Source organism: Rhodococcus sp. P4_E4, from assembly GCF_056401575.1.
Window position 1 is genome coordinate 12,159 of sequence record NZ_JBFUJB010000034.1, and the last position, 23,643, is coordinate 35,801.

Annotated in this window: 22 protein-coding genes and 1 pseudogene; 15 read left to right on the forward strand and 8 right to left on the reverse strand. The window is 62.9% G+C overall.

Translation table 11 applies throughout. The features are described 5' to 3' along the window. Positions 1 to 50: 50 nt before the first annotated feature. Both AC1DVN_RS29460 and AC1DVN_RS29465 read right to left on the reverse strand, forming a co-directional pair. Entirely contained in the window at positions 51 to 2,756 is a 2,706-nt protein-coding gene (locus AC1DVN_RS29460) for a bifunctional acetate--CoA ligase family protein/GNAT family N-acetyltransferase (RefSeq protein WP_020969494.1), read from the reverse strand. Further along, complete coding sequence (locus AC1DVN_RS29465) at positions 2,749 to 4,020, reverse strand: acetoin utilization protein AcuC (protein WP_019748234.1); 1,272 nt, start codon at positions 4,018 to 4,020, stop codon at positions 2,749 to 2,751. The genes AC1DVN_RS29460 and AC1DVN_RS29465 overlap by 8 nt, the downstream gene beginning before the upstream one ends. A 176-nt stretch (positions 4,021 to 4,196) precedes the next feature. Between AC1DVN_RS29465 and AC1DVN_RS29470 the strand changes: the two genes are divergently transcribed. Both AC1DVN_RS29470 and galE read left to right on the forward strand, forming a co-directional pair. Then, on the forward strand, positions 4,197 to 4,883 hold the full coding sequence (locus AC1DVN_RS29470; RefSeq protein WP_003942150.1) for an iron-dependent transcriptional repressor DtxR: 687 nt from the start codon (positions 4,197 to 4,199) through the stop codon (positions 4,881 to 4,883). 8 nt (positions 4,884 to 4,891) lie between these two features. Continuing rightward, entirely contained in the window at positions 4,892 to 5,881 is a 990-nt protein-coding gene (gene galE, locus AC1DVN_RS29475; protein ID WP_019748233.1) for a UDP-glucose 4-epimerase GalE, read from the forward strand. Here galE and AC1DVN_RS29480 read toward each other — a convergent pair. Beyond that, complete coding sequence (locus tag AC1DVN_RS29480) at positions 5,878 to 7,008, reverse strand: DUF4192 domain-containing protein (protein WP_477994669.1); 1,131 nt, start codon at positions 7,006 to 7,008, stop codon at positions 5,878 to 5,880. The two genes, galE and AC1DVN_RS29480, sit on opposite strands and share 4 nt — an antisense overlap. 155 nt (positions 7,009 to 7,163) lie before the next feature. Further along, positions 7,164 to 7,919, reverse strand: a complete 756-nt coding sequence (locus tag AC1DVN_RS29485) for a sensor domain-containing protein (RefSeq protein WP_041814972.1) — start codon at positions 7,917 to 7,919, stop codon at positions 7,164 to 7,166. Between the two features lie 361 nt (positions 7,920 to 8,280). Here AC1DVN_RS29485 and AC1DVN_RS29490 point away from each other — a divergent pair, with 361 nt between their 5' ends. The 3 genes from AC1DVN_RS29490 (at position 8,281) to AC1DVN_RS29500 (ending at position 12,990) form a co-directional block, all read left to right on the forward strand. Then, positions 8,281 to 9,240 (forward strand): proteasome assembly chaperone family protein, encoded by a 960-nt coding sequence (locus AC1DVN_RS29490; protein ID WP_003942198.1) that lies wholly within the window; start codon positions 8,281 to 8,283, stop codon positions 9,238 to 9,240. Positions 9,241 to 9,421: 181 nt separating this feature from the next. Then, positions 9,422 to 10,459 carry an alpha/beta fold hydrolase gene (locus tag AC1DVN_RS29495; RefSeq protein ID WP_019748230.1) on the forward strand — a complete coding sequence of 346 codons (1,038 nt, stop codon included), beginning with the start codon at positions 9,422 to 9,424 and terminating at the stop codon, positions 10,457 to 10,459. A 26-nt stretch (positions 10,460 to 10,485) separates the two neighbouring features. Further along, the gene (locus tag AC1DVN_RS29500) at positions 10,486 to 12,990 is read left to right on the forward strand and encodes a DEAD/DEAH box helicase (RefSeq protein ID WP_020907550.1); all 2,505 of its coding nucleotides are present in this window, start codon (positions 10,486 to 10,488) and stop codon (positions 12,988 to 12,990) included. Between the two features lie 53 nt (positions 12,991 to 13,043). On the opposite strand, the gene AC1DVN_RS29505 is transcribed toward AC1DVN_RS29500, so the two are convergent. Then, on the reverse strand, positions 13,044 to 13,451 hold the full coding sequence (locus AC1DVN_RS29505) for a DUF5997 family protein (protein ID WP_019748228.1): 408 nt from the start codon (positions 13,449 to 13,451) through the stop codon (positions 13,044 to 13,046). Positions 13,452 to 13,507: 56 nt separating this feature from the next. Here AC1DVN_RS29505 and AC1DVN_RS29510 point away from each other — a divergent pair, with 56 nt between their 5' ends. From AC1DVN_RS29510 to AC1DVN_RS29535, 6 genes are all read left to right on the forward strand, one after another. Further along, positions 13,508 to 14,356, forward strand: a complete 849-nt coding sequence (locus AC1DVN_RS29510; protein ID WP_003942255.1) for a LysR substrate-binding domain-containing protein — start codon at positions 13,508 to 13,510, stop codon at positions 14,354 to 14,356. Between the two features lie 120 nt (positions 14,357 to 14,476). Further along, entirely contained in the window at positions 14,477 to 14,785 is a 309-nt protein-coding gene (locus AC1DVN_RS29515; protein WP_020969491.1) for a type VII secretion target, read from the forward strand. Then, entirely contained in the window at positions 14,782 to 16,125 is a 1,344-nt protein-coding gene (locus AC1DVN_RS29520) for a TPR repeat domain-containing protein (protein WP_477994672.1), read from the forward strand. Before AC1DVN_RS29515 ends, AC1DVN_RS29520 begins: the two co-directional genes overlap by 4 nt. Beyond that, on the forward strand, positions 16,056 to 17,147 hold the full coding sequence (locus tag AC1DVN_RS29525; RefSeq protein WP_477994680.1) for a hypothetical protein: 1,092 nt from the start codon (positions 16,056 to 16,058) through the stop codon (positions 17,145 to 17,147). The genes AC1DVN_RS29520 and AC1DVN_RS29525 overlap by 70 nt, the downstream gene beginning before the upstream one ends. Before the next feature lie 163 nt (positions 17,148 to 17,310). Beyond that, positions 17,311 to 17,955 carry a hypothetical protein gene (locus tag AC1DVN_RS29530; RefSeq protein WP_019748224.1) on the forward strand — a complete coding sequence of 215 codons (645 nt, stop codon included), beginning with the start codon at positions 17,311 to 17,313 and terminating at the stop codon, positions 17,953 to 17,955. Positions 17,956 to 18,032: 77 nt separating this feature from the next. Continuing rightward, positions 18,033 to 19,433 carry an FAD-binding oxidoreductase gene (locus tag AC1DVN_RS29535; RefSeq protein ID WP_046378484.1) on the forward strand — a complete coding sequence of 467 codons (1,401 nt, stop codon included), beginning with the start codon at positions 18,033 to 18,035 and terminating at the stop codon, positions 19,431 to 19,433. A 28-nt stretch (positions 19,434 to 19,461) separates the two neighbouring features. On the opposite strand, the gene AC1DVN_RS29540 is transcribed toward AC1DVN_RS29535, so the two are convergent. Next, the gene (locus AC1DVN_RS29540) at positions 19,462 to 20,382 is read right to left on the reverse strand and encodes a LysR substrate-binding domain-containing protein (protein ID WP_477994675.1); all 921 of its coding nucleotides are present in this window, start codon (positions 20,380 to 20,382) and stop codon (positions 19,462 to 19,464) included. A gap of 229 nt (positions 20,383 to 20,611) precedes the next feature. Here AC1DVN_RS29540 and AC1DVN_RS29545 point away from each other — a divergent pair, with 229 nt between their 5' ends. The 3 genes from AC1DVN_RS29545 (at position 20,612) to AC1DVN_RS29555 (ending at position 22,502) form a co-directional block, all read left to right on the forward strand. Beyond that, a complete protein-coding gene (locus tag AC1DVN_RS29545; protein ID WP_003942119.1) occupies positions 20,612 to 21,199 on the forward strand; it encodes a peroxiredoxin in 588 nt (195 codons plus the stop codon). A gap of 2 nt (positions 21,200 to 21,201) precedes the next feature. After that, positions 21,202 to 21,741, forward strand: a complete 540-nt coding sequence (ahpD, locus tag AC1DVN_RS29550) for an alkylhydroperoxidase, AhpD family (protein WP_003942122.1) — start codon at positions 21,202 to 21,204, stop codon at positions 21,739 to 21,741. Positions 21,742 to 21,821: 80 nt separating this feature from the next. After that, positions 21,822 to 22,502 (forward strand): PhzF family phenazine biosynthesis protein, encoded by a 681-nt coding sequence (locus AC1DVN_RS29555; protein WP_477994677.1) that lies wholly within the window; start codon positions 21,822 to 21,824, stop codon positions 22,500 to 22,502. On the opposite strand, the gene AC1DVN_RS29560 is transcribed toward AC1DVN_RS29555, so the two are convergent. Continuing rightward, the gene (locus tag AC1DVN_RS29560) at positions 22,488 to 23,186 is read right to left on the reverse strand and encodes a hypothetical protein (RefSeq protein WP_477994679.1); all 699 of its coding nucleotides are present in this window, start codon (positions 23,184 to 23,186) and stop codon (positions 22,488 to 22,490) included. The genes AC1DVN_RS29555 and AC1DVN_RS29560 overlap by 15 nt on opposite strands. A gap of 17 nt (positions 23,187 to 23,203) precedes the next feature. On the opposite strand from AC1DVN_RS29560, the gene AC1DVN_RS29565 reads away from it, so the two are divergent. Beyond that, complete coding sequence (locus AC1DVN_RS29565) at positions 23,204 to 23,470, forward strand: hypothetical protein (RefSeq protein WP_007732799.1); 267 nt, start codon at positions 23,204 to 23,206, stop codon at positions 23,468 to 23,470. A gap of 2 nt (positions 23,471 to 23,472) precedes the next feature. On the opposite strand, the pseudogene AC1DVN_RS29570 reads toward AC1DVN_RS29565, so the two are convergent. Beyond that, positions 23,473 to 23,643: pseudogene (locus AC1DVN_RS29570) on the reverse strand (aspartate aminotransferase family protein); the annotation flags it as partial.

Genomic DNA, 23,643 nt, shown 5'->3' on the forward strand with positions numbered 1-23,643 from the left:
TTATTCCCTCCCCCTCGGGAATGTGCGGTGGCCGGTGTTGTTCGCTGTGTCTACCGCAGACGCCTGGGCCCCAGGTCGATTGCGCTCGGCTCGGGCCCGATGCGTACTCGCGAATCGGTGATCTCCGCGCCGGTAGCCGAAGCAAGTACCGGCTCACAGGCCAGTTCGCGGACTTCCGGAATGTCGTCGGCCAGCGCCGAGATCCGCTGGACCAGATCGACCAAGGCACCCTTGTTGACCGGAACGGCATTTCGATATCCGGAGAGCAGCGGCGCTGCCTTGGGTGCGTCGATCAACTCCGTAGCAGCGTCTTCCGTGAGCGGCAGTACGCGATAGGCACGGTCCCCGAGGAGATCGGAGATCACACCGGCGAGACCGAACGAGATCAGCGAACCGAACGACGGGTCGTCTTGGACACCAACCACACACCCGATGCCCTTGGTTGCCATTTTCTGCACGTGCAGCAGCGGTTCACCCGACGCGGCCGCAAGATCTCGGTAAGCGAGGCGCACCGATTCAGGTCCACTCAGATCCAGCCTGACGCCGCCCAGATCCGGTCGGTGGCGCCACATTTCGCCGGTTGCCTTGACCGCGACCGGGTAGCCGACAGCATCCGCTGCCTCTACAGCTTCGTCTTCGCTCAGGACCGAACGGAATTCGACGACTGCAACCCCGTAGCACTCGAGAAGAGCTGCTGCTTCGACGTCCGAAAGCCAACGGCCAGGCGAGTTTTCAAGCCAGGCGGCCACCATCTTCTGGGCTCGTTCGGAGTCGATTCCCGCGGGGCGAACAACCTTCGACGCAGGCTTGCTGCGCCACTCCGCGTAACGCCAGGCCCTCGCCAACGCCAGTGCGGCGCGCTCCGGCCCCGGGTAGGACGGCACCGAACCGCGGGTCGGGTTTCCGACTTCGTCGCGGACCGCCAGGACGTCCGGCACACCCTCGGCTGCGAGGAACGTCGTGAGAATCGGCTTGTCCGAGCCGGCGACGGCGTCTTTGAGTGCTTTCGCGAACGGCTCGACCGGAATGGCAACCGGGGGAACGAAGACGGCGATGACGGCATCGACGTCGAACGACGCCAACGCGTCGCGCACCGCAGCGGCGAACAGTTCCGGACTCGCCTGGGCACCAAGGTCGACCGGGTCGCTGACCTGCAAACCTTCACTGCGGGCGGCGTCCGCGGCAAGGACACCGAGCGCGGTCGAGTTGCCGATGACAGCAAGCCGTGGACCGGCCGGCAACGGCTGGTATCCGAAGAGCAAGGCACAGTCGAACAATTGTGAAATGGAGCCGACCTGGATGACGCCCGCCTGTTCGAAGAGGGCGCGGACGATGGAATCGTCGATCTCGACTCCGGTGGCGGCGAGAACCGGCGGAACCGCGTGCCGACCGCTCTTGACCGCGACGATCGGCTTCTTCCGCGCAACTCGGCGGGCGATCCGGGAGAACTTTCGTGGGTTGCCGAAGCTCTCCAGGTAGAGAAGGACCACTTCGGTGGACTGGTCGGAATCCCAGTACTGCAGAAGGTCGTTGCCCGAGACGTCCGCACGGTTGCCGGCAGAAACGAAGGCGGACAACCCGATTCGGCTGCGCGCAGCTTCGTCGAGAATGGCGATACCGAGCGCGCCGGACTGACAGAAGAAGCCCACGTTGCCTGCCACCGGCAAGACCGGCGCGAGAGTCGCATTCAACGAGATCGCGGGGTCGTTGTTCGCCACTCCCAGTGCATTCGGACCGATGAGGCGCATTCCGTGAGCGCGTGCTGCATGGACCAGTTTGCGTTCGGACGAGCGTCCGTCCGGACCGCTCTCGCTGAAGCCCGACGAGACCACCACCAGCGCTTTGACGCCCTTGTCGAGGCAGTCGTCGAGTACCGAATTGATCGATTCTGCAGGCACAGCCACGACGGCGAGATCGACGTCGTCAGGAATGTCGCGAACAGTTGGGTACGCCCGCACCCCGTGAACCGAACGATGCTCCGCGTTGACGGGGTAGACCGGTCCGGTGAATCCGCCGCGCAGCAGGTTGGTCAACACCGCGTTACCCACCTTGGCGGGGTCCGCTGATGCGCCGATCACTGCCACCGATCGTGGACTCAGCACGTTTCCCATGCTGCGGGCCTCAGCTGCCCGCTCACGCGAATTACGTACTGAAACAAGCGCTTCCGTCGGGTCGATCGCGAATTCGAGGCGCAGCACGCCACCGTCGAACGAGCGGCTCACCTGATACCCCGCCTCACGGAACACCGTCACCATGTTGCGGTTCTCGGACAGGACCTCGGCGACGAACATCGTCAGGCCGTTCTCGGCCGCTGCTGCTGCCAGGTATTCGAGCAGGATCGGGCCGAGGCCGCGCCCCTGGTGTGCGTCGGCGACGACGAAGGCGACCTCGGCAGACTTTCCGTCACCGACGTCGAGGAGTCGCTCGTAGCGACCCACCGCGATGATCTCGTCGCCGAGCATCATCACGAAGGCGACGCGGTTGTGGTGGTCGACCGTCGTGAAATTCTTCACGTCGCGCGCCGACATCGTGGGGTACGGGCCGAAGTAGCGCAGGTACCGAGTGCGCTCGGAGAGTTTGCCGTGGAATTCGACGAGCTTGTCCGCGTCCTCGGGAACGATGGGTCGCAACGCCACCGCGCCGCCGTCGGAGGCGAGAACATCGACTACCCACGAATGGGGATAGGTGTGAGCCGGGTCGGTCTTCGGCGCCTGGTCGCTCGCGCCGCCGGCATCGGTATCGGACTGTTCAGTCACGGGGATCCTCCGGGTCGAGTCCGAGTAGCGGGAACGAAGCGCGGCGTGTGGCGATGATCGCCGAGTCGATTCGGGTGAGTGCACGATCTACCGAGGCGACACCTGTCTCCGGTGTACCACCCGGGCCGTCCCACGGGGTGTATGCGACATCTCCGCCGTCGCCCATGGTCGGCGGGAGGTCGACGCTCGGCGCTCGCAGCTTCGTCGATTCCTTCCACTCGTCAGGCACAGCTGTGTCGACGTCGACCTCGCGATCGAGCGCGGCAGCGATCAGGTGAGTCCATGCCCTCGGCACGACGCGAACCAGTCCGTATCCGCCGCCGCCGACTGCCAGCCACCGGCCCTCGGAGTAGCGGTCGGCGAGATCGCGCATTGCCAGGAACGCTGCTCGCTGGCCGTCGACGGTCAGAGCGAGGTCCGCGAGCGGGTCCTCGCGGTGCGAGTCGACTCCGCACTGGCTGATGATGATCTGCGGGCGGAAGGCTGCAATGGCTCCCGGGACGACGGCGTGAAATGCGCGCAGCCACAACGCGTCGACGGTCCCGGGAAGCACCGGGATGTTCACTGCAGTGCCTTCAGCGGCCCCGTCGCCGACCTCGCTCGACCATCCGGTGTTCGGCCACAAGGTTGCCGGGTGCTGATGCAGCGAGACCGTGAGCACCCGGGGGTCCCCGAGGAACGCATGTTGCACTCCGTCGCCGTGATGAGCGTCGACGTCGATGTAGGCGATACGGTCGTAGCCGTTGTCGAGCAGCCACGAAATCGCCACAGCCGCATCGTTGTAGACGCAGAATCCCGAAGCCCAATCCGCCATCGCGTGGTGCATGCCGCCGCCGATGCTGACCGCGCGACGCGTACGTCCCGAAGCGATTTCCTGCGCTGCGGCCAGCGAGCCGCCGGCGAGGATCGCACTTGCTTCGTGCATGTGCGGGAAGACCGGGTTGTCCTCGGTACCGAGCCCGTGGGGAACATCCTGGCCGCTCACACCGTTGTTCGCAGAGTTACCCGCGTCTTTGACCGCTGCAAGATATGCCGGTGTGTGGATTCTGAGGAGGTCGGCATCGGACGCGGCGCTCGGTTCGAGAAATTCGATGCCCTCGAGAAGTCCGAGGCTTCGCGAGAGTGCCATCGTGAGATCGAGGCGAGTGGGATTCATCGGGTGATCGGCGCTCCACCGATAGCTCAGGTACTCCGGACTCCACACCACGACTCGATTCGCTCGAGACGCCGCGGGGTCCCCGTCAGATCTGATCGACGCGGTCATGGGATCACGCTACTTCCTTCTCGTTTCGTGCCGCACACCACACTCGTGGCCCGCTTCGGAGACCGAGATCGAGTGACACGAATCCAATTCGGACACGCGCTGGACTCGCCGCAGTGGAGGCGGCACCGGAACCACGAACTGAACGGTAGAATGATCAACTGACGAAGGGGTTGAGTGTGAAGGATCTAGTCGACACCACGGAGATGTATCTCCGGACGATCTACGACTTGGAAGAAGAGGGCGTAGTCCCACTCCGGGCGCGGATCGCCGAACGGCTCGAACAGAGCGGACCCACCGTCAGCCAGACAGTTGCGCGTATGGAGCGCGACGGCTTGCTGATGGTCGCCGGCGATCGACATCTGGAACTCACCGACAAGGGTCGCGATCTCGCGATCTCTGTCATGCGTAAGCACCGGTTGGCAGAGCGCCTACTGGTGGACGTCATCGGTCTCAAATGGGAAGACGTACATGCCGAGGCATGCCGTTGGGAGCACGTGATGAGCGAGGAGGTCGAGCGTCGGCTCGTCGTCGTTCTGAACAACCCCACGACGTCGCCATACGGCAACCCGATTCCGGGCTTGGACCAGTTGGGACTCGACGGCCCGGTTGCCACCACCGAAACGTTGGTGCGCCTGACCGATATTCCGCACGGCGCACAGACAGCTGTGGTCGTTCGGCGACTCGCCGAGCACGTGCAGTCCGATCCCGAGGTGATCGCGCAGCTGCGTGACGCCGGCGTCGTTCCCGACGCCAGGGTGACGGTCGAAACCCGTCCGGGCTCGGTGACCATCATCGTGCCGGGCCACAGCGGGTTCGACCTGTCCGAAGAAATGGCTCACGCCGTTCAGGTCAAGCAGGTCTGAGGAACTAGATGAAACTCCTGGTCACCGGCGGCGCCGGTTACGTCGGCAGTGTGTGCAGCACTGTGTTGCTCGAGCGTGGACACGAAGTTGTCGTCATCGACGACCTCTCCACCGGAAATGCCGACGCGGTGCCTGCCGGTGCCGAGTTCATCGAAGGCGATGTGGGGGCGCTGGCCGCCGACATCCTCGGCAATGCGGGTTCACCGGTTTTCGACGGCGTACTTCACTTCGCTGCGCAGTCGCTGGTCGGCGAATCCGTGCTGCACCCCGAAAAGTACTGGCGCGGAAACGTCGTCACGACCATCGAGCTGCTCGAGGCGATTCGTGTCTCCGGCACTCCCCGGCTCGTGTTCTCTTCCACCGCCGCAACGTACGGCGAGCCGGAGCAGTCCCCCATCGTGGAAACCGCTCCGACCCGCCCTACGAATCCGTACGGCGCGACCAAGCTCGCGATCGATCATGCGATCACCTCGTACTCGATCGCCCACGGCCTCGGCGCGACCAGCTTGCGCTACTTCAACGTCGCGGGTGCGTACAAGTCCGCCGGCGAGAACCGGGTGATCGAAACCCACCTGATTCCGCTCGTCCTTCAGGTCGCACTCGAGCAGCGAGACAAGATCTCGGTATTCGGAACCGACTGGCCCACGCCGGACGGCACCGCGGTACGCGACTACATACACGTGCTTGACCTCGCCGAAGCGCATCTGCTGGCGCTCGAATCCTCGGTTCCCGGCGAGCACCGCATCTACAACCTCGGAAGTGGTGCCGGCTTCAGCGTGCGCGAGGTGATCGCTGCCTGTGCGCGGGTCACCGGCCTGCCGATCAACGTCGAAGACGCGTCACGACGGCTGGGTGATCCGGCCGTACTGATCGCATCGAGCGACAAGGCGATTGCCGAGTTGGGTTGGACGCCCACGCGTACCGATCTCGACGTCATAGTCGCCGATGCATGGCAGTTCCTCCAGGATCTGGGCGACCGCTCACACGCTGCTCGCTAGCTTCCGCTCGGCAGTGCCGGCGGCAAGCCGGTAATTCCGAGCGATTCCCCGATGGACAATCCGACGGCCGCAAGGTCACGGATCCCATCGGGGTGCACACCGGATTGCAGCGATAAATCCAGCAATCCGGCCAAGGTGTGTTCCGAATCGGCCGACAGTGCGGCAGACAGCGCAACACCTGCCAGGGGCCCGTCGCCGCGCACGTATGCAAAGAACCCGAGAAGTGTTGCCGGCCAAGCTCGTTCGGGAGACGGTACTTCATGGGTGAGCACGAGCCACAATTGCTCGGCATGTGCGGCAACCGACGTGATCGCCAGACCCAACACCACGTCGCGGACGTGAACGTCCGTCAAAGCGACCACCAGATCGGCGATTTCCTGCGGGTCAGGGCAGTAAGTGCCTGCCTCCACACGGCGGACTTGTTCCAACACCAGATCGACCCGGCGCTGAACTGCGGCATCACGGCCTGATCCCCCTCTGTACTCACTCGATTCTCGGCGGCTCGCGATCAGTTGGCCAATCGCGTCGTGATTGCGAGCGGCACCGTGTACCCACCGGACCAGTTCCTCGCGCGAACGGCGAATGACCCTCCCGCCCAACACTTGCGCCGCCGCGACCGACGAAGATGCCGGGTCTGGCAGGGTGCCGCGGTGAATCGAACTCGTGGCACTCGTCCACGGCTGGCCAGATTCTATTGCGGCCGTGCACAATACGTCAGCCAGCTCGACGCAGGTTCCGCCGAGCATGTCTTCGAATACCTCGGCCAGCTCGATGGTTTCGTCGATGAGAGTTTCAGCTGTCGAGCAATTGGTGATCACCACGAGAACGACCGCACGCGCTCCTTCCCCGTCACACACGGCGGCGAACTGGCGCAGCGCCGCGCTCATCTGCCTCGCAGGCTTTCCCTTGACGCTGGGAAAGTAGTCGTGTCGCATTACCGGGCCGAGCGTCGAGGCGGAGGCGCCCATCAGAGACAGCGCAACGACGGAGTTGGACGGATGGAATCCCAGGAGGGCGGGTATTGCCGCGATCAATTCGCCTGGATCGGAAACACGTTCAACGCGTCCGAAAAGGGCCAGGTCGTCGTCGGAGAATTCGAATTCTCCTGGAAGAGGTGATGTGGTCATGCACAGACCCTCGCCGATCGCCCCGATGCCGCCATCCGCTCGACCAGGGAAAACAGCGACGTCGAATTCGTCTGTGGATTATCGAGTCAGTTGGGGACGAATTATCGCGCCGCACCGAAAAGGTCCGCTCTGTGTCGGACCCGTGTGCTGCGAAATCACTTGCCTGCTTTGACCTTCTGTACGGCTGCGGTGAACGCTTGATCCAGAGGTGCCGTCGAGGGCGTCGCAGAACCGAACGTCATCAGTGTTGTTGCTACCCGTACGTCGCCGACCTGCGCGATCAATGTCAGCATCGTCTGATCGCCGGCTGCGGCTTTGGGGGACACGACGGTGCGGCGAAGTGACATCGTCTTGTCGGCATCGATCGGCGACGGCGGAAGAATTTCCGTCGTCACTGTAGTGGTGACGCCGTTCGCAGTGACCGTCATGGACGGGCACTGGCGCGTTTGCGCTTCCAACTCGTCCAGTGGCGCGTCGACCTTCGTGAGTTCGACCGAAATCGTTGCCCTCGTCGCATTGTCGGTCCCGACCGCCATCACGGTCCCGTTCGGACCGTAATCCTGTTCCGGTGGCTCACATTCGGATGGATCGACGGTGGCACCGCGTGGGACGCCGACTAGATCCGGCGCTGCCATCGGAACGGCCTGCGGGGGCAACACAACAGCGCCGAAGGGCTCGGGAAATTCCTCGGGAGTCAGCAGCAGTTCGGACAACGGTGCCGCAGTTTTCGGAGAGGTGGATTTCGGCGTCGAGGATTTGGGTGCAGCCGTCGTACTCGGCGCCGCTGAGCCGCTGTCGGTCGCACCGGCAGTCGCCGGCGCGGAGTCCGGAACGGGTGCACCTTGGACCGACCCGGAGCAGCCCGCGAGTAGTGCAACGGCGGCCACCGCAGCAAGGGAGCATGCGGCCACTCGCCTGGACGATCGTGGACACACCCGCATGTAAGCCTCCGCACTCGACCTCGACCGATCCCGACAATCGACCAATGCATTTCGGACAAATCGGCCGTGCCGACCTTGTCTTCCACTCTGCCATGTCCGAAGCCGCGCACCCGACATCTAGCGAACGCCCAGGCCAAGTGTCGAAAGATACCGCTCGGCTTCGCTCTCGGCGAACGTCCGTCTCGTCGGATCGGGAATGATCGGTCACCGACTCGGTGTTCTTACCGATGAACGTCTGATCCAGTGCTGTCGGGCACCTGACTCCGATGCTGTCGAGCGTGCGCCGATAGTGGACACTTGAGATCAAGACCGAAGAGCGAAGGGGACTGCGATGGACGAACAGTCGAGGATGTACGAGCTGGAATTTCCGGCGCCCCAGTTGGCGGCTGCCGACGGCCAGGGACCGATCCTGATTCACGGACTCGAGGGTTACTCCGACGCCGGTCACGCCGTGAAGTTGGCGACGACGCATCTGCGCGAAAGCCTGGAAACCGAGCTTGTCGCGTCGTTTGCTGTCGACGAGCTGATCGACTACCGCTCACGTCGACCAACGATGACGTTCAAGGCCGATCATTTCTCCGATTACGACGCTCCGGCGCTCAATCTGTACGCACTGCGCGATACGGCCGGCACGCCGTTCCTGCTGCTCGCAGGGATGGAACCGGACCTCAAGTGGGAGCGGTTCACTACTGCCGTTCGTCTGTTGTCCGAACAGTTGGGAGTGCGTCGAACCATCGGGCTCAACGCGATTCCGATGGCAATCCCGCATACCCGACCGCTGGGTGTGACAGCACATTCGACCAACAAGGACCTGATCCAGGACCATCAGCGTTGGTCAGGTGAACTGCAGGTTCCCGGCAGCGCATCATCACTGCTCGAGCTTCGTATGTCTCAGCACGGGCACGAGGCGATGGGCTTTTCGGTGCATGTCCCCCACTACCTCGCGCAAACGGACTACCCGGGCGCCGCAGAGACTTTGCTCGAAAACGTTTCCGAGGTTTCGGATCTGGAATTGCCCTTGGTTGCACTGGGTGAGGCCGCGGCGCGCGTTCGGGAACAGGTTAACGAGCACATAGCCGGGAACGAAGAAGTTCAGACTGTAGTCCACGCTTTGGAGCGTCAATACGACACTTTTGTCGCCGCTCAGGAACAACAGTCGTCCCTTCTGGCCGGCGAGGCCGACCTTCCCAGCGGGGACGAGATCGGCGCAGAGTTCGAAAAGTTCCTGGCCGAACAGGCAGGAAATGACGACTTCGGCTCAGCTGGAGACCTCGATCGAGGCGACAACTGACGAAAATGTGACGGGCGGGGCGCATAATTCGACATTGTGCGCATTCCGCAACCCCTCCGTTACCTGGGCTGTTGTTCAGGACACATCCGTCGGATAGCCTCAAACTCTGTGTGATTTTCGTTGACGGCTCAACAACTGGAGCAGACAGTCAACGTAGTCACACGCCGAGCCAGGAGGCGACATGAGCAGACCACGGAACCGTCAGCTCCGACCGGTCCCCGACGAGGAACCGCGGATGATGTTCCGGACGATTCACGGCTACCGACGCGCATTTCGGATAGCCGGCGAGGGTCCGGCAGTACTGCTCCTGCACGGAATCGGCGACAACTCGTCGACGTGGACCGAGATCATTCCCCACCTCGCCAAGAAGTACACGGTCATCGCACCTGACCTGTTGGGTCACGGCCGCTCCGACAAGCCGCGCGCCGATTATTCGGTAGCCGCGTACGCCAACGGCATGCGTGATCTCCTGTCGACACTCGGCATCGAGCACGTCACCGTCATCGGGCATTCTCTCGGCGGCGGCGTCGCGATGCAGTTCTCCTACCAATTCCCACACATGGTGGATCGCCTCGTGCTGGTCTCGGCCGGTGGCGTCACCAAGGACGTCCACCCGCTGCTGCGCCTCATGTCCGTTCCGGTGGTCAACGAGGTCGTCAAACTGCTCCGGATACCTGGCGCGATGCCGCTCGTCCGGATGGCCGGAAACCTTGCCGGTGTCGTTCACGGTTCGAATCTGCGCCCCGGCACCATGCTGCACGACACGCCAGACCTGATTCGAGTGCTCGCTGATCTCCCCGACCCCACTGCCTACGAGGCTTACCTTCGTACGCTGCGGGCAGTCGTGGACTGGCGCGGACAGGTCGTCACGATGCTCGACCGCTGTTATCTGACCGAGAATCTGCCGGTTCAACTGATCTGGGGCGACGACGACTCCGTCATTCCCGTCTCCCACGCTCACCTCGCGCACGCGGCGATGCCGAACTCACGTCTCGAAATCTTCCGCGGCTCGGGCCACTTCCCGTTCCGCGACGATCCGATGCGTTTCCTGCAGATCGTCGAAGATTTTCTTTCCAGCACCGCACCACTCGTCTTCGACGAGGCCCGCTGGCGTCACATGCTGATCTCCGGCGTCGGCGAGAACACCATCACCGGAACGTCGTCCACCCGCATGGCAGTGCTCGACGCCATGGGCTCGGACGAGCGAAGCGCAACCTGATCCGCGGTTGCGGCTAGCCTGTACGAGTGCTGCTGACGGAACTTCTCCCCGACAACGCGGATCCTGATTCCGTTTTCGACGCCTTCTCTTCGTGGACCCTCGAACGAGGTTTGACGCTCTATCCTGCCCAGGAAGAGGCCGTCATGGAGTTGGTCTCGGGTGCAAACGTGATCCTTGCGACGCCGACCGGGTCCGGCAAATCGATGGTAGCGATCGGCGCGCATTTCTATGCGATGTCGCTCGGCAAGCGCACCTATTACACAGCGCCGATCAAGGCCTTGGTGAGTGAGAAGTTCTTTGCGCTGTGTGAGGTCTTCGGTGCCGAGAACGTCGGCATGATGACCGGCGACGCCGCCGTGAACTCGTCGGCGCCGATCATTTGTGCGACGGCAGAGATCGTCGCGAATCTCGCACTGCGAGAGGGCCCGAACTCCGATATCGGCCAAGTCGTGATGGACGAGTTCCATTTCTACTCCGAACCCGATCGAGGTTGGGCGTGGCAGGTTCCGCTCATCGAGTTGCCGCACGCGCAGTTCCTCTTGATGTCGGCAACTCTCGGTGAGGTCGACTTCTTCTCCGAGGATCTGACGCGTCGCACCGGGAAGCCGACCACCGTCGTCTCCGGCACGGAACGCCCTGTGCCTTTGATGTTCTCGTACGCGACCACGCCGGTCGGCGAAACCATCGAAGATCTGGTGACCACCAACCAGTCCCCTGTCTACATCGTGCATTTCACGCAGGCGGCCGCGCTCGAGCGCGCCCAGGCACTGACGAGCGTCAACTTCTGTTCCAAGGCCGAGAAGGAAGCGATCGCCGAAGCGCTGGGCGGTTTCCGCTTCACCACGGGGTTCGGAAAGACACTCTCGCGCCTGGTCCGGCACGGCATCGGCGTTCACCATGCTGGCATGTTGCCCAAGTACCGACGGCTCATCGAAGTTCTCGCGCAGGACGGGCTTCTCAAGGTGATCTGCGGTACCGACACTCTGGGCGTCGGAATCAACGTCCCGATCCGCACAGTGCTGCTGACCGGTCTCGCCAAGTACGACGGCGTCCGCACACGGCATCTGAAGGCCCGCGAGTTCCATCAGATCGCCGGCCGCGCGGGTCGTGCAGGCTACGACACGATGGGCACCGTTGTCGTCCAGGCACCGGAACACGAAGTGGAGAATCTGCGGGCAGTCGCCAAGGCCGGCGACGATCCGAAGAAGATCAAGAAGATTCAACGCAAGAAGGCTCCCGAGGGGTTTGTGTCCTGGAGCGAAGCGACGTTCGACCGCTTGGTCGCGGCATCGCCCGAACCGTTGGTGTCGCGATTCTCGGTCAGCAACTCGATGCTGCTCAATGTCATTGCCCGCCCGGGCAACTGCTTCGACGCGATGCGGCATCTGTTGGAGGACAACCACGAATCGCGTCCGGCGCAACGCAAGCACATCCTCAAAGCGATCTCGCTGTATCGCGGATTGCTCAGCGCCGGCATCGTGGAACGCCTCGACGAACCCGACGAGTACGGCCGCATGGCTCGGTTGACGATGGACCTGCAACGCGACTTCGCCTTGAACCAGCCACTCTCACCGTTCGCCTTGGCGGCATTCGAACTTCTCGACGTCGAATCCGACAGTTACGCACTCGATGTCGTCTCGATCATCGAGTCGACGCTCGACGATCCGCGTCAGGTTCTGATGGCGCAGCAGCACTTCGCACGCGGCGAAGCGGTGGCGCAGATGAAGGCGGACGGCATCGAGTACGAGGAGCGCATGGAGCTTCTCGAAGAGGTCACCTGGCCGAAACCGTTGTCGGACTTGCTGTTCCCGGCTTTCGAAATGTACCGGGGTGGCCACCCGTGGATCACCGAGTTCGCCCTCTCCCCCAAGTCCGTGGTGCGCGACATGATCGAACGCGCCATGACGTTTGCCGAATTGATCAGCCATTACGGACTTACCCGGTCCGAGGGCCTCGTCCTGCGCTACCTCGCCGACGCCTACCGCGCGCTGAGGCAAACCGTCCCGACCGAAGCGCGCACCGAGGAACTCGAAGACATCATCGAGTGGTTGGGCGAGCTGATCCGTCAGGTCGACTCGAGCCTGCTCGACGAGTGGGAGTCACTCACCGACCCCGGAGCCGAGGCAGACACGGAAGAGGTTGCGTTCGGCGCCGACATTCCCCGTCCCATCTCGGCGAACCCGCGCGCATTCCGCGTCATGGTGCGCAATGCGATGTTCCGACGCATCGATCTCGCGTCGCGTCGACAGTGGAACGAGCTGGAAAACCTCGAGGACGGTATCGAGGCCGCCGAGTGGGAAGAGCAACTACTGCCGTACTTCGAGGAGTACGCAACCATCGGAACCGGGCCGTCGGCGCGCGGTCCGGCGCTCTTCCAGGTCACTGAGGACGGAGAGTTCTGGCGGGTGCGGCAGGTGCTCGAGGATCCGGAGGGCGATCACGGATGGGCGCTGCTTGCCGTCGTCGACATCCCGGAATCGGATGCGGCGGGTGAAATCGTGTTCGACGAGCTGAGCGTCGTAGAAGGCTAGCGCCTGTGCGCCTTTCCGGTAGTCATCGCTACCGGAAAGGCGCACAGGGGGCGTCAGCCCCTTCGAGCCTTCCGCGGCTGGTTACGACGCGCAGCGCGCTTTTCCTTGATGCGAACGTTTTCGGCCCGCACGTCGGCCTGAACAGCGCGTTCCTTTTCGAGCCAATCAGGCTTCTCTTCGAGGAGTGCGGCGATCTGATCCGTGGTGAGTGCTTCTTCGACGCCGCCGCGGGCCAGGCCGGCGATCGATACACCCAGCTTGGCGGCGATGACCGGGCGAGGGTGCGGTCCGGTGCGTCGCAGCTCCAGCAGCCACTCCGGCGGATCGGTCTGCAGAGCGGTCAGCTCGTCACGAGTCACGTCGCCTTCCTGGAACTGCGCAGGTGTTGCTTCCAGGTACACACCCAGCTTCTTGGCAGCCGTCGTCGGCTTCATCGTCTGGGGAGTTTTGTTCGACGTCATGCAACAAGAGTAACCAGCCGATACGGGTGCTTTTACCAAGGCGGTAGCCTTGCCTGGTGACAGACGCGGATAGTCAGGCAATTTTTCGACTCGCGTACGCCCCGGGGGTGACGCCCACCAAGTGGGTCCGGGTGTGGCACGAGCGGCTCCCCGAGGTGCGTCTGGAACTTGTTCAGTTCCCGGTTCTCGAACTCGAAGCTGCACTTCGCGCAGGTGAAGCAGATGCAGGGTTGGTTCGCCTGCCGATCGACCGGACCGGCATCAGCGCCATCTCGCTGTATGCGGAAACCCCGGTGGTGGTGGTGCCGAAAGATCACGTGTTCACTACTGTCGATCAGATTTCCGTCGACGATCTGGCCGACGAGATAGTGCTCGATCCGCTCGACGACAGACTCGACTGGCCGACCCGTCCCGGAAAGACCGCCGCCGAGCGACCCGCGACCATCGCCGACGCCATCGAGTTGGTGGCCGCCGGCGTCGGAGTTGTCGTGGTTCCCCATTCGCTGGCGCGGTTCCACCATCGCAAGGACCTGACCTTCCGTCCGGTGGACGGTGCGCCCGAGGCTCCTGTGGCTTTGGCATGGATGGAGTCCAAGACCACAGATCTGGTCGAGGAACTTATCGGCATCGTGCGGGGCCGAACGGCGCAGAGTTCCCGCGGCCGAAACGGTGAGCCGGCGGAGAAGATCAAGGGCTCCGTCAAGGCCAAGATCGCGGCCCGCGAGCGTCGCGCAGAAGCTGCCAAGAACGGGCAGAAAGCTAAGGGCGCCGGCACCGCAAAGAACATATCCGGACGCAACGCCGGTTCCGGCAAAGCCAAGGCCGGTGGCAAATCGGGTAGCGGCAAGTCCGGCGGGACCAAGAGTTCGGGTGGCCGGTTCTCCGGAAAGCAGAAGGGCCGTTAGGGCTTTCACACAACCCCCTCGACCGCGAGGACGATGACGCACCCCTCGAGGTCGGGTCATCTGGCATGCTCTATCCTCGATTCACTGTGATCTCGCAGATGAATTCGGGGGGATTCGTTCATGGGTGTGGATACTTTTTCAGCTGATCCAGCCGAATTGGCAAGTACTGCGGAGGGGCTGACGGCACCTGCCGAGGAACTCGGTGGATTCTCGGCTTCGGAAGCCGCTACCGCCGCATCGGCCGGAGCCGCCGGGTCGGCGTTCGCTGCAGCCATAGCCGACAACGTCGTCACCGTCGACGAACTCGGCCGCGCAATCGGAGCGGGGATCACTGCTACCCGCACGAAACTGGAAAACTCCGCACGAGAGTTCGCCCGGGTCGACATCGCCAACGGCGCACGGATCGAGGATTCGGGAGACGTGCGATGACACTGTCGATCTCGCAGATCCGATCCTGGGATCTGGACGCCCTCGACAACTATGCCGGCTCCCTGGGCCGCGGACATGACGTATTCGACAGCAACGTCGACATCGCGCACCGAATCATGGACACCGCAACCAGCGATTGGAGCGGCAGCGCGGCGACCGCAGCGTGGGATTCGGCAACGCAGCAGCATGCCTTCGGGCGAGACGCCGTCGCGATAGTCGGAGACGCCGGGCGCTGTGTCGCAGCGCAATCGGCAAACCTCCGGTACGCCCGCGAAACACTGGTCAGCCGCGTCGACTACGCGAGCGCCGACGGTTTCACCGTCTCTGACGACGGTTCCGTCACCGCGACGCCCGCAACTCTGGCGAGCACAGATCCGCGCGAGGTAGAAGCCCGCCTCGAATATCACTCGTGGCGCATCGGCACGGCACTCACGGACGTCGACGAGACTGACGCGAGCGCCGCCAGAATCCTCACGGAGATCACCGCCGCAGGCACCTCGCTCATCGACCGCAAGGCCGATTTCGGGATCCCCGATGCAGCGTCGACCACCCCTTCACATCACGTTCGGTTCGATGGTCAGGGAGCCCACGACTCCGACATTCTCGCGCAGTCCCCGGGCGCAACACCCGAGAGCGAGGCAGCCAAGCAACGGTTGATCGCCGCGACGACTTTCACTCCGGAACAACAAGCGCAACTTGCTGCCGGCGGGCCCGTGGTCGTCGACCCGGAACAACTCGCCTACCTACGTGAGTTCTACGCCGATACCAACCTCGACGAGCTGAAGAATATCGGTGCAGGAGCCGAAGGATTCCGCACGGTCAACTTCCCCGATGCGAATGTCCCCGCCGACGCGCGAATCCCCAGCGCCCTCGCCTCGGGCATGTTCACCGTCTCCAATCCCAACGTCACCGACGGCAACGGCAACGGCAACGTGGGCAGCCTCGACAACCTTCCGCCAGACGTCCGCAAAATCTTCAGCGACCCCGCGTACAGCTCGCAACTCCAACCCGGCGGGTACTCCACCACCGTGAACGTCAACCATTTCGACGATTCGAATGCCCTCACGGACATACTTCGAAATGCAGACCCGGCGACACAATCCGGCAGCGCTTTGAGTTCTGCACTGCTCGATCGCAGCGCAGATCTCGCCCCTCTCCAATCGCAAACTTCATCGAGCGCCCCGATTCGATTGGTCTTCGACGACGACGGCCAGCCGGTCAGCCGGTCAGCAACGATGAGCTCGACTCCAGCCTCACCAAAGCCCTCGACATTGCCACTCGGGACATACCTTCGAACGCCGACTTCCTCACCACCTCTGCTCATCAGGACGACGTGGTGAATCTGTTCACCCGTGAATGGAACGATGACGGACGAGCCGTCAGCGGCCTCACCGATTGGATCGGACCCGACGCCACCAACTCCAACCCAGCTGTTGCCGAACGGGCCGGCGCCTCTGCCCTTGCACTCGCCCACAATCTCGCCGACAACAAAGGTGCCTACCTCGACATCGCCGGCCTGGACAACAGATCCGTCGGAGAAGTGAATCCCGCGTTGACGCAATCCATCGGTTCCGCGGTGACCCCGTACATCGGGAATCTCGTCGGATTGGAACCCGATCAAACCGGTACCCTCGGTTTCGAAAATCTCGATGCCTACGACGACAGATTCGCCAATGCAAAATCGGTGATCGCGATCATCGACAGCGACCCCCACGCAGCCGCAAGTTTCAATGCGAACATGCTCGGAGCCGCGGGCCAACTCCAAGGGACCTTCGTCGAAACCAGCATGAGCGGAGACATCGCCGCGGGTTCTTCGCAATATGCAATATATGCGGGACGCGTCCAGGCACTGATGGACGGTGCTCTCGAGGAAGAAGCCCTCAACCGAACCGGTGACGCTGCGGCGGCGCAACAGGACATCATCAGCAGACGTGGGAAAACATACGACGAACTCGGTTGGCTGATTTCCGGCGGTGCCGCCATGATCCCAGGCTTCGGACCACCGACCAGCGTTGCAGTCAGCATGCTGGGAGTCGAACTCAAAGATCACGTCCTGGGCTCCCCGGTCGAAGTTCCTCCGGCACAACTCAACTTCACAGACCAGCGTTCGGCTTCGACGACCCTTCTCGATTACCGATTGGTTCAGGCACTCGACAACGCCTACGGAAGAGAACACTTCGAGCAACTGAACGGTTTTCGAGTCAATGGCGATCCGAGCGAATCCCTCAGACCAGTCGATCTGGAGACCCTGGGTCTAAACGGCAAATTCGACAGCACGCTGCAGGACTATTTGACGTTTCGGGGATTCAATCGCGATACGTTCATGACCAACATGAGAGACGGACTCGACGATGTCGGATAGATTTCCTGCGTTTACAAGGCGAAACCACCGCGCCGCAACCGCTCTTGCACTGGCATTCAGCATGGGATCATGTATCGCGGGTTGCGCGGCACCCAACTCAACCGAAAACGTCAGCGCCACAACCACGCCCGCCGCGTCAAACGTCTATGTACTACCGAGCTACATGACCGACTATCACAACCAATGGCTCGCAGACCCCGGCATCGACCTCTTCAGCGAAGAGGCCACCATAATCCGAGCATTCATAGAATCCGACTACATCGTTGACAGTAGTGGCGATCGCAGCGACGCCTACCACGGGTTCTCGAGAATCACTGCGAACACTCGTGGAACGGTCTCGAGCGATCGCCGCTACGGAGAACCCGCAGACACACCACCACGCGTCTACCGAGGTACCAGCATCAACCGGATCTTGAGTATTCAAACAATTCCCGCCGGATACCCTGGCGATTCGACCGTCGTCGCTTACGCCTGCTCCGACGCCTACGATACCGATTACGACGGCCGCAAACCGGATTCGTCGCGACTCCCGAGCAGTAGTTACGAGATCTGGATGCACAACACCGCTTCTACGGCTACCCCCTACCCTCGATTCGAAGGGCCCCGCAATGCACCGGAAGGGGACGTCTTCGGCGGCTGGATCGTCGACAAATTCACCAGCTCCACCAGCGACCGTGTGCAACAGGAGACTTGCTCTGACTGGTTCAAATCGCGTCACGACGGGAATCGACTCCGGATGAGCACCGACTTCGCCCCACCCCTCGTCCTCCCCAACTACCCCGGCTGGCCAGAAGATGCGGCCCGGTAGGGGCCAGGGCAACGGTGCCGCGCCCAAATCTGACCAAGTCAGGACCTCAGCGGCGCTGCCGGACGCATGATGGAGTGATGACGGTCGAAAATTCGCACGCCTTGGACGAACTGGTAGCGGCACTCCCCGAGGGAGCCGTCCTGCTGGATCCGGATGTGACCGCGGGCTACCGCCAGGACTGGGCCGCCGACCCGACCGCCGGCCATCCCGCTGCCGTGGTTCGCGCAACGTGCACCGAAGACATCCAAACAGTGATGCGCTGGGCAACCGCCAACCGCGTACCGGTGGTTCCCAGAGGTGCCGGCTCGGGCCTTTCCGGTGGATCCAGCGCCGTCGACGGTTGCATAGTGGTCAGCACCGAGCGAATGCGACAGATCACGATCGACCCGGTCGCCCGTGTGGCGGTTACTCAGCCCGGCTTGATGAATGCGGAGGTCAAGAAAGCCGCCGCAGAGCACGGACTCTGGTACCCACCTGACCCGTCGTCCTTCGAGATCTGTTCCATCGGCGGCAATGCAGCCACCAACGCCGGCGGACTCTGCTGCGTCAAGTACGGAGTTACCACCGACTACGTTCTCGGACTCCGGGTCGTGCTGGCAGACGGGACAGCGGTCAGCCTCGGAGGTCCACTTCTCAAGGACGTCGCCGGACTCTCCCTCACCAAACTGTTCGTGGGCAGTGAGGGAACTCTCGGCATCATCACGGAAATCACGTTGCGTTTGATTCCCGCGCAGCCGCCCGCATCAACCGTCGTCGCGTCGTTCGACTCGGTACAAGAAGCTGCGGACGCGGTCTTGGCGATCACCAGCAACATGCGTCCGGCGATGCTCGAGTTCATGGATCATGCCAGCATCAATGCCGTCGAGGATGCGGTACGCATGGGTCTGAACCGCAAGGCTCACGCACTGCTGCTCGCGCAGTCCGACGCACCCGGCGCGGCCGGCGTGCTGGAAATCGAGACGATTGTTCAGGCGTGCGAAAACAACGGAGCCACCGAAGTATTCGCCACCGATGACCAGGCCGAAGGTGACGCTTTTGCTGCGGCACGGCGGGCAGTGTTCCCGGCAGTGCTCGCGATGGGAAGTCTGCTTCTCGAAGACGTGGGCGTTCCCATGCGCGCACTCCCCCAGCTGGTAACCGGGGTCGAAGCCATCGCCGACGACCTCGACGTCCTGATCTGCACGGTGGCGCACGCCGGAGACGGAAACACACACCCGCTCATCGTCTTCGACCCCGCAGACCCGGACATGTCCGAACGCGCACAGATCGCATTCGGACGGGTGATGGATCTCGCCATCGCGCTCGGCGGCACGATCACCGGCGAACACGGGGTCGGTCGACTCAAGCGCGACTGGCTGCCGTCGCAGTTGGGTGAAGACGTCATGGCCCTCAATCGCAAGGTCAAGGATGCGCTCGACCCGCTGGGAATTCTCAATCCCGGAGCCGTCATTGCCGTGAAAGAAGGCTCTCTCGACTAGCTTTCACGTCGACGTCGAACGAGTTACGTCATCGAGGAACCGTCGGGCTGACCGAACGGACCAGCTCGGCCAGCTGACGGAATCCTTCTGCTCGGCCACTCGACGAGCGGAACACGACGCCGATCGTGCGACCTGGAGCCGGCGACGCGAAACGCGCCGTCGACAAATCCCCGCGTCGAACCTCCACGGCAACAGCCGATTCCGGGACCAAAGTCACCCCGAGTCCCCCGGCCACACACTGCACGACTGTCGCGAGAGAGGTAGCCCGCGTGTCGCCGGCAAGCGGATGGGCGTCTACCGAACGGCACAGATCCAACGTCTGGTCGCGCAGGCAGTGGCCGTCGTCGAGCAAGAGCAACGGCAGCGCGTCGAGCACGTCTGCCGTGAGATCGACACGTCCGGCCAAGGAATGATCGTTCGGCACGACCATCACAAAATCCTCTTCGTACACAGGAACTTCCACCAGGCCAGGTGTTCCGGCAGGAAGCGCCAACACCGCGACGTCGAGCGCTCCCGATCGGAGGGCATCAAGCAAGCGCGCCGTTTGATCCTCGACTATTTGCGGCGCCAACGACGGTAGCTTCTCGCGCAGCTCCGGCAACAACCCCGGAAGAATGTACGGCGCAACGGTCGGGATCAACCCGATGCGTRGCGGTCCGGTCAGAGAGTCGCCGGAGCCGGCCGCGCTCGCGACGAAACCGTCGGCAGCCTCGAGGATTTGCTTCGCCTGACCGAGCAAGCGCTGTCCGTCCGCGGTCACGAGCACGCGGCGCGTACTACGTTCGATCAGCTTGACCCCTAGTCCCGCCTCGAGAGCCGCCAGCGCCTGCGACAGTGTGGGTTGGCTCACACCGGAACGTGCTGCGGCAGTACCGAAGTGCCGGTACTCGGCCACCGACACAAAGGCACGCAGCTGTGACAAGGAAGGTTGATAAGTCTGATCAGACATGCCTATCAGTGTAGTGCCACCCATCACCTTTACCTTTTGAACGGTTTGATGCAGAATGGACTCATACCAAAAAGCGCCGGTCACAACCTCGACACTCCAGTCGAAACCGTCCGACCCGCTGACGGTGACAAACCCTCTCGATCCAGCACGTTCGGCCGTCACAGTCCGAACAGCCGGATCGTGTGCGCAAGAAATTCCTGTTCACGAGACACGTAGGAGAATGAGACACATGGCTCTGCTCACAATCGGCGACCAGTTCCCCGCTTACAACCTCACGGCTGTCATCGGCGGCGACCTGTCCAAGGTCGATGCCCAGCAGCCCGATGACTACTTCACCACCGTCACCAGTGACGACTACGCAGGCAAGTGGCGCATCGTCTTCTTCTGGCCCAAGGACTTCACCTTCGTGTGCCCCACCGAGATTGCTGCATTCGGCAAGCTCAACGAAGAGTTCGCAGACCGTGACGCTCAGGTTCTCGGCGCTTCCGTCGACAACGAGTTCGTGCACTTCCAGTGGCGTGCACAGCACGAAGAGCTCAAGACCCTCCCCTTCCCGATGCTCTCGGACCTCAAGCGTGAGCTTGCCGAGGCCACCGGCGTCCTCAACGCCGACGGCGTTGCAGACCGCGCGACGTTCATCGTCGACCCCAACAACGAGATCCAGTTCGTCTCCGTCACAGCCGGTTCCGTCGGCCGTAACGTCGACGAGGTTCTCCGCGTCCTCGACGCTCTCCAGAGCGACGAGCTGTGCGCATGCAACTGGAAGAAGGGCGACCCGACCATCAACGCCGGCGAGCTTCTGACTGCGAGCGTCTGAGTATGAGCGTCGAGAACCTCAAGAACTCGCTTCCCGAGTACGCGAAGGACCTCAAGCTCAACCTGAGTTCCATTGCGCGCACGACGGTCCTGAACGAGCAGCAGTTGTGGGGAACGCTCCTCGCAACGGCCGCAGCCACCAAGTCTGCGTCCACGCTCAAGGAGATTGCTTCCGAGGCTGCCGACAACCTGTCGGCAGAGGCGTACAACGCCGCTCTCGGCGCAGCGTCGATCATGGGCATGAACAACGTCTTCTACCGCACCAAGGGCTACCTCGACGGTAAGTACGACGACCTTCGTGCCGGCCTGCGGATGAACATCATCGGCAACCCGGGCGTCGACAAGGCCGACTTCGAATTGTGGTCGCTTGCAGTGTCCGCGATCAACGGCTGCAACCACTGCCTCGAAGCTCACGAGAACACCCTCCGCCAGGAAGGTGTCGACCGCGAGGTCATCTTCGAAGCGATCCGCGCCGGTTCCATCGTCGCGGGCGTCGCACAGGCTGTCGAAGCCAACGAGATCCTCTCTGCCGCACAGGTCTGATCACTCGGACCTGAGTGCAGTTCGACGAGCCCTCCCCACCGTGAAGGTGGGGAGGGCTTTTCGCGCGCTAGGGTGGACCGATGGGTATCGAGGTGAGTGTGGTCCGGGTCTTCACGGACGAGAACGGCAAGCACGGGAATCCGTTGGGAATCGTCGACGCGTCCACGGTTGCAGAATCGGATCGACAAGCCGTCGCGAAGGAACTCGACTACAGCGAGACCATCTTCATCGACGTTCCGGATGACGGCGCCTCACGTGCGCGGGTCCAGATCTTCACTCCGGCAGCAGAACTCCCCTTCGCCGGACACCCGACCGTCGGTGCCACGTGGTGGCTGGGCGAACAGGGCCGTCGCGTGAGCGCCCTCGACGTTCCTGCCGGCAGTATCGACGTCCGCCAATCCGGCGCTTTGACGTGGGTACGCGCGCGTGCCGAATGGGCACCGGAATTCGCGATCTATCCGATGGACACGGTCGACGACGTCATCGACGCAGATCCGTCCGACTACGAGGCGGATCATTCGTATCTGTGGGCATGGCAGGACAAGCTCGAAGCTGCCATCCGCGCACGCATGTTCGCACCGGTGATGGGAATCGCCGAGGACGAGGCGACCGGATCTGCAGCGCTGCGCATCACGGACCGGTTGAGGAAATCACTGCTCATCACCCAGGGACGCGGATCGGTGCTTCACACCACCTTCTCTCCGGAAGGGTGGCTCGAAGTCGGCGGCCGCGTCGTCGCCGAGCCGTCACGAACCTTGTGAGTACCCGGCGGGATTGCGTCCGGCCTCGAGGTCACGTGCGCTGAGTGACACCGAGATCTCGTCACCGAGCGCAACTCCCGGCGCGAGGGGCAACTGATCTCCACTCCAGAACTTGCCCGGATCGAACCAGTTGATACGACGGTTACCGACAAGCAGACCCATCGCCGCATAGGTCTTGGCAACCACTTCGGCGCAATAGGCGCTCTCGACGGCCACTGCGGACACGTCGGAATTCTTGCGCAGCTTCGGGATTCGGCCTCCGAACCAGCGTGAGGCAAGCTTCGCCGTCGACGGGAACGGCGTACCGTCCAGCCGTGCGATCGTCTTGAGCAGAGCGTCTTCCTGCTCCCGGGTGACTTCGTGGTCGAGCTGGCGCAACCATCCACGCTGCCCGTACTTGGCGCCCCAGACCTGAACCGCCGATCGCAGATCGTGCAGTTGGACACCACGCTGGAAGCGTCCGGTCCACATGTCCTGCAGCGAGTGACCGAGTTCCGCATGCCACATCAGCGGCGGAAGGTCGTCGATCACGACCGACATTCCGACGTGGTTGACCGGGCTGTTGGTCAGCGTCTGGATGGCCCGGTCCGCCGTCGACTCTCCGCGGAAGATCCAGATGTCGCCCGTGCGGGTCGCCGCGGCGGCCTCCTCGAGACTCACCTGCGAAAGCAATCGTCGGTCCATGCCTCTAGCGTAGAGGGATGAAACTCCCTACTCCTCTGCGCGCCTCGCACGTTTGGAAACTGGTCGGCCTCGCCGGTGCAATGGGCGTTGCCGCCACCGGGGTTCTCGTTGCGCGCGGCGAACGCCAGCGTCGGGCCTACTCTCCGGACGAAATTCGCTCGGTACTGCACGAGCGGTACACCCAGGCCTACGCCAAGCAGTCGGAACAAGAGGTTCTGGAACTCGAACCTGCACCCAACGCTGTGCGGCGCCGAATCGAGAAACTCTTCCGGCGCCGCAACTGAACTCATCCGAGAGCTGCGAGGATCCCTGCTGCCATCTCCGCGACCTGATCGTCGGTCATGACGAACGTCGGCGAAATCTGCATCGCACCCTGACCCGCCGCGCGACCCGAAATACCGTGCTCACGCAACGTCTTCACGAACGGCAAAGCCTCCGCCGGATCAGCCAACTGCAC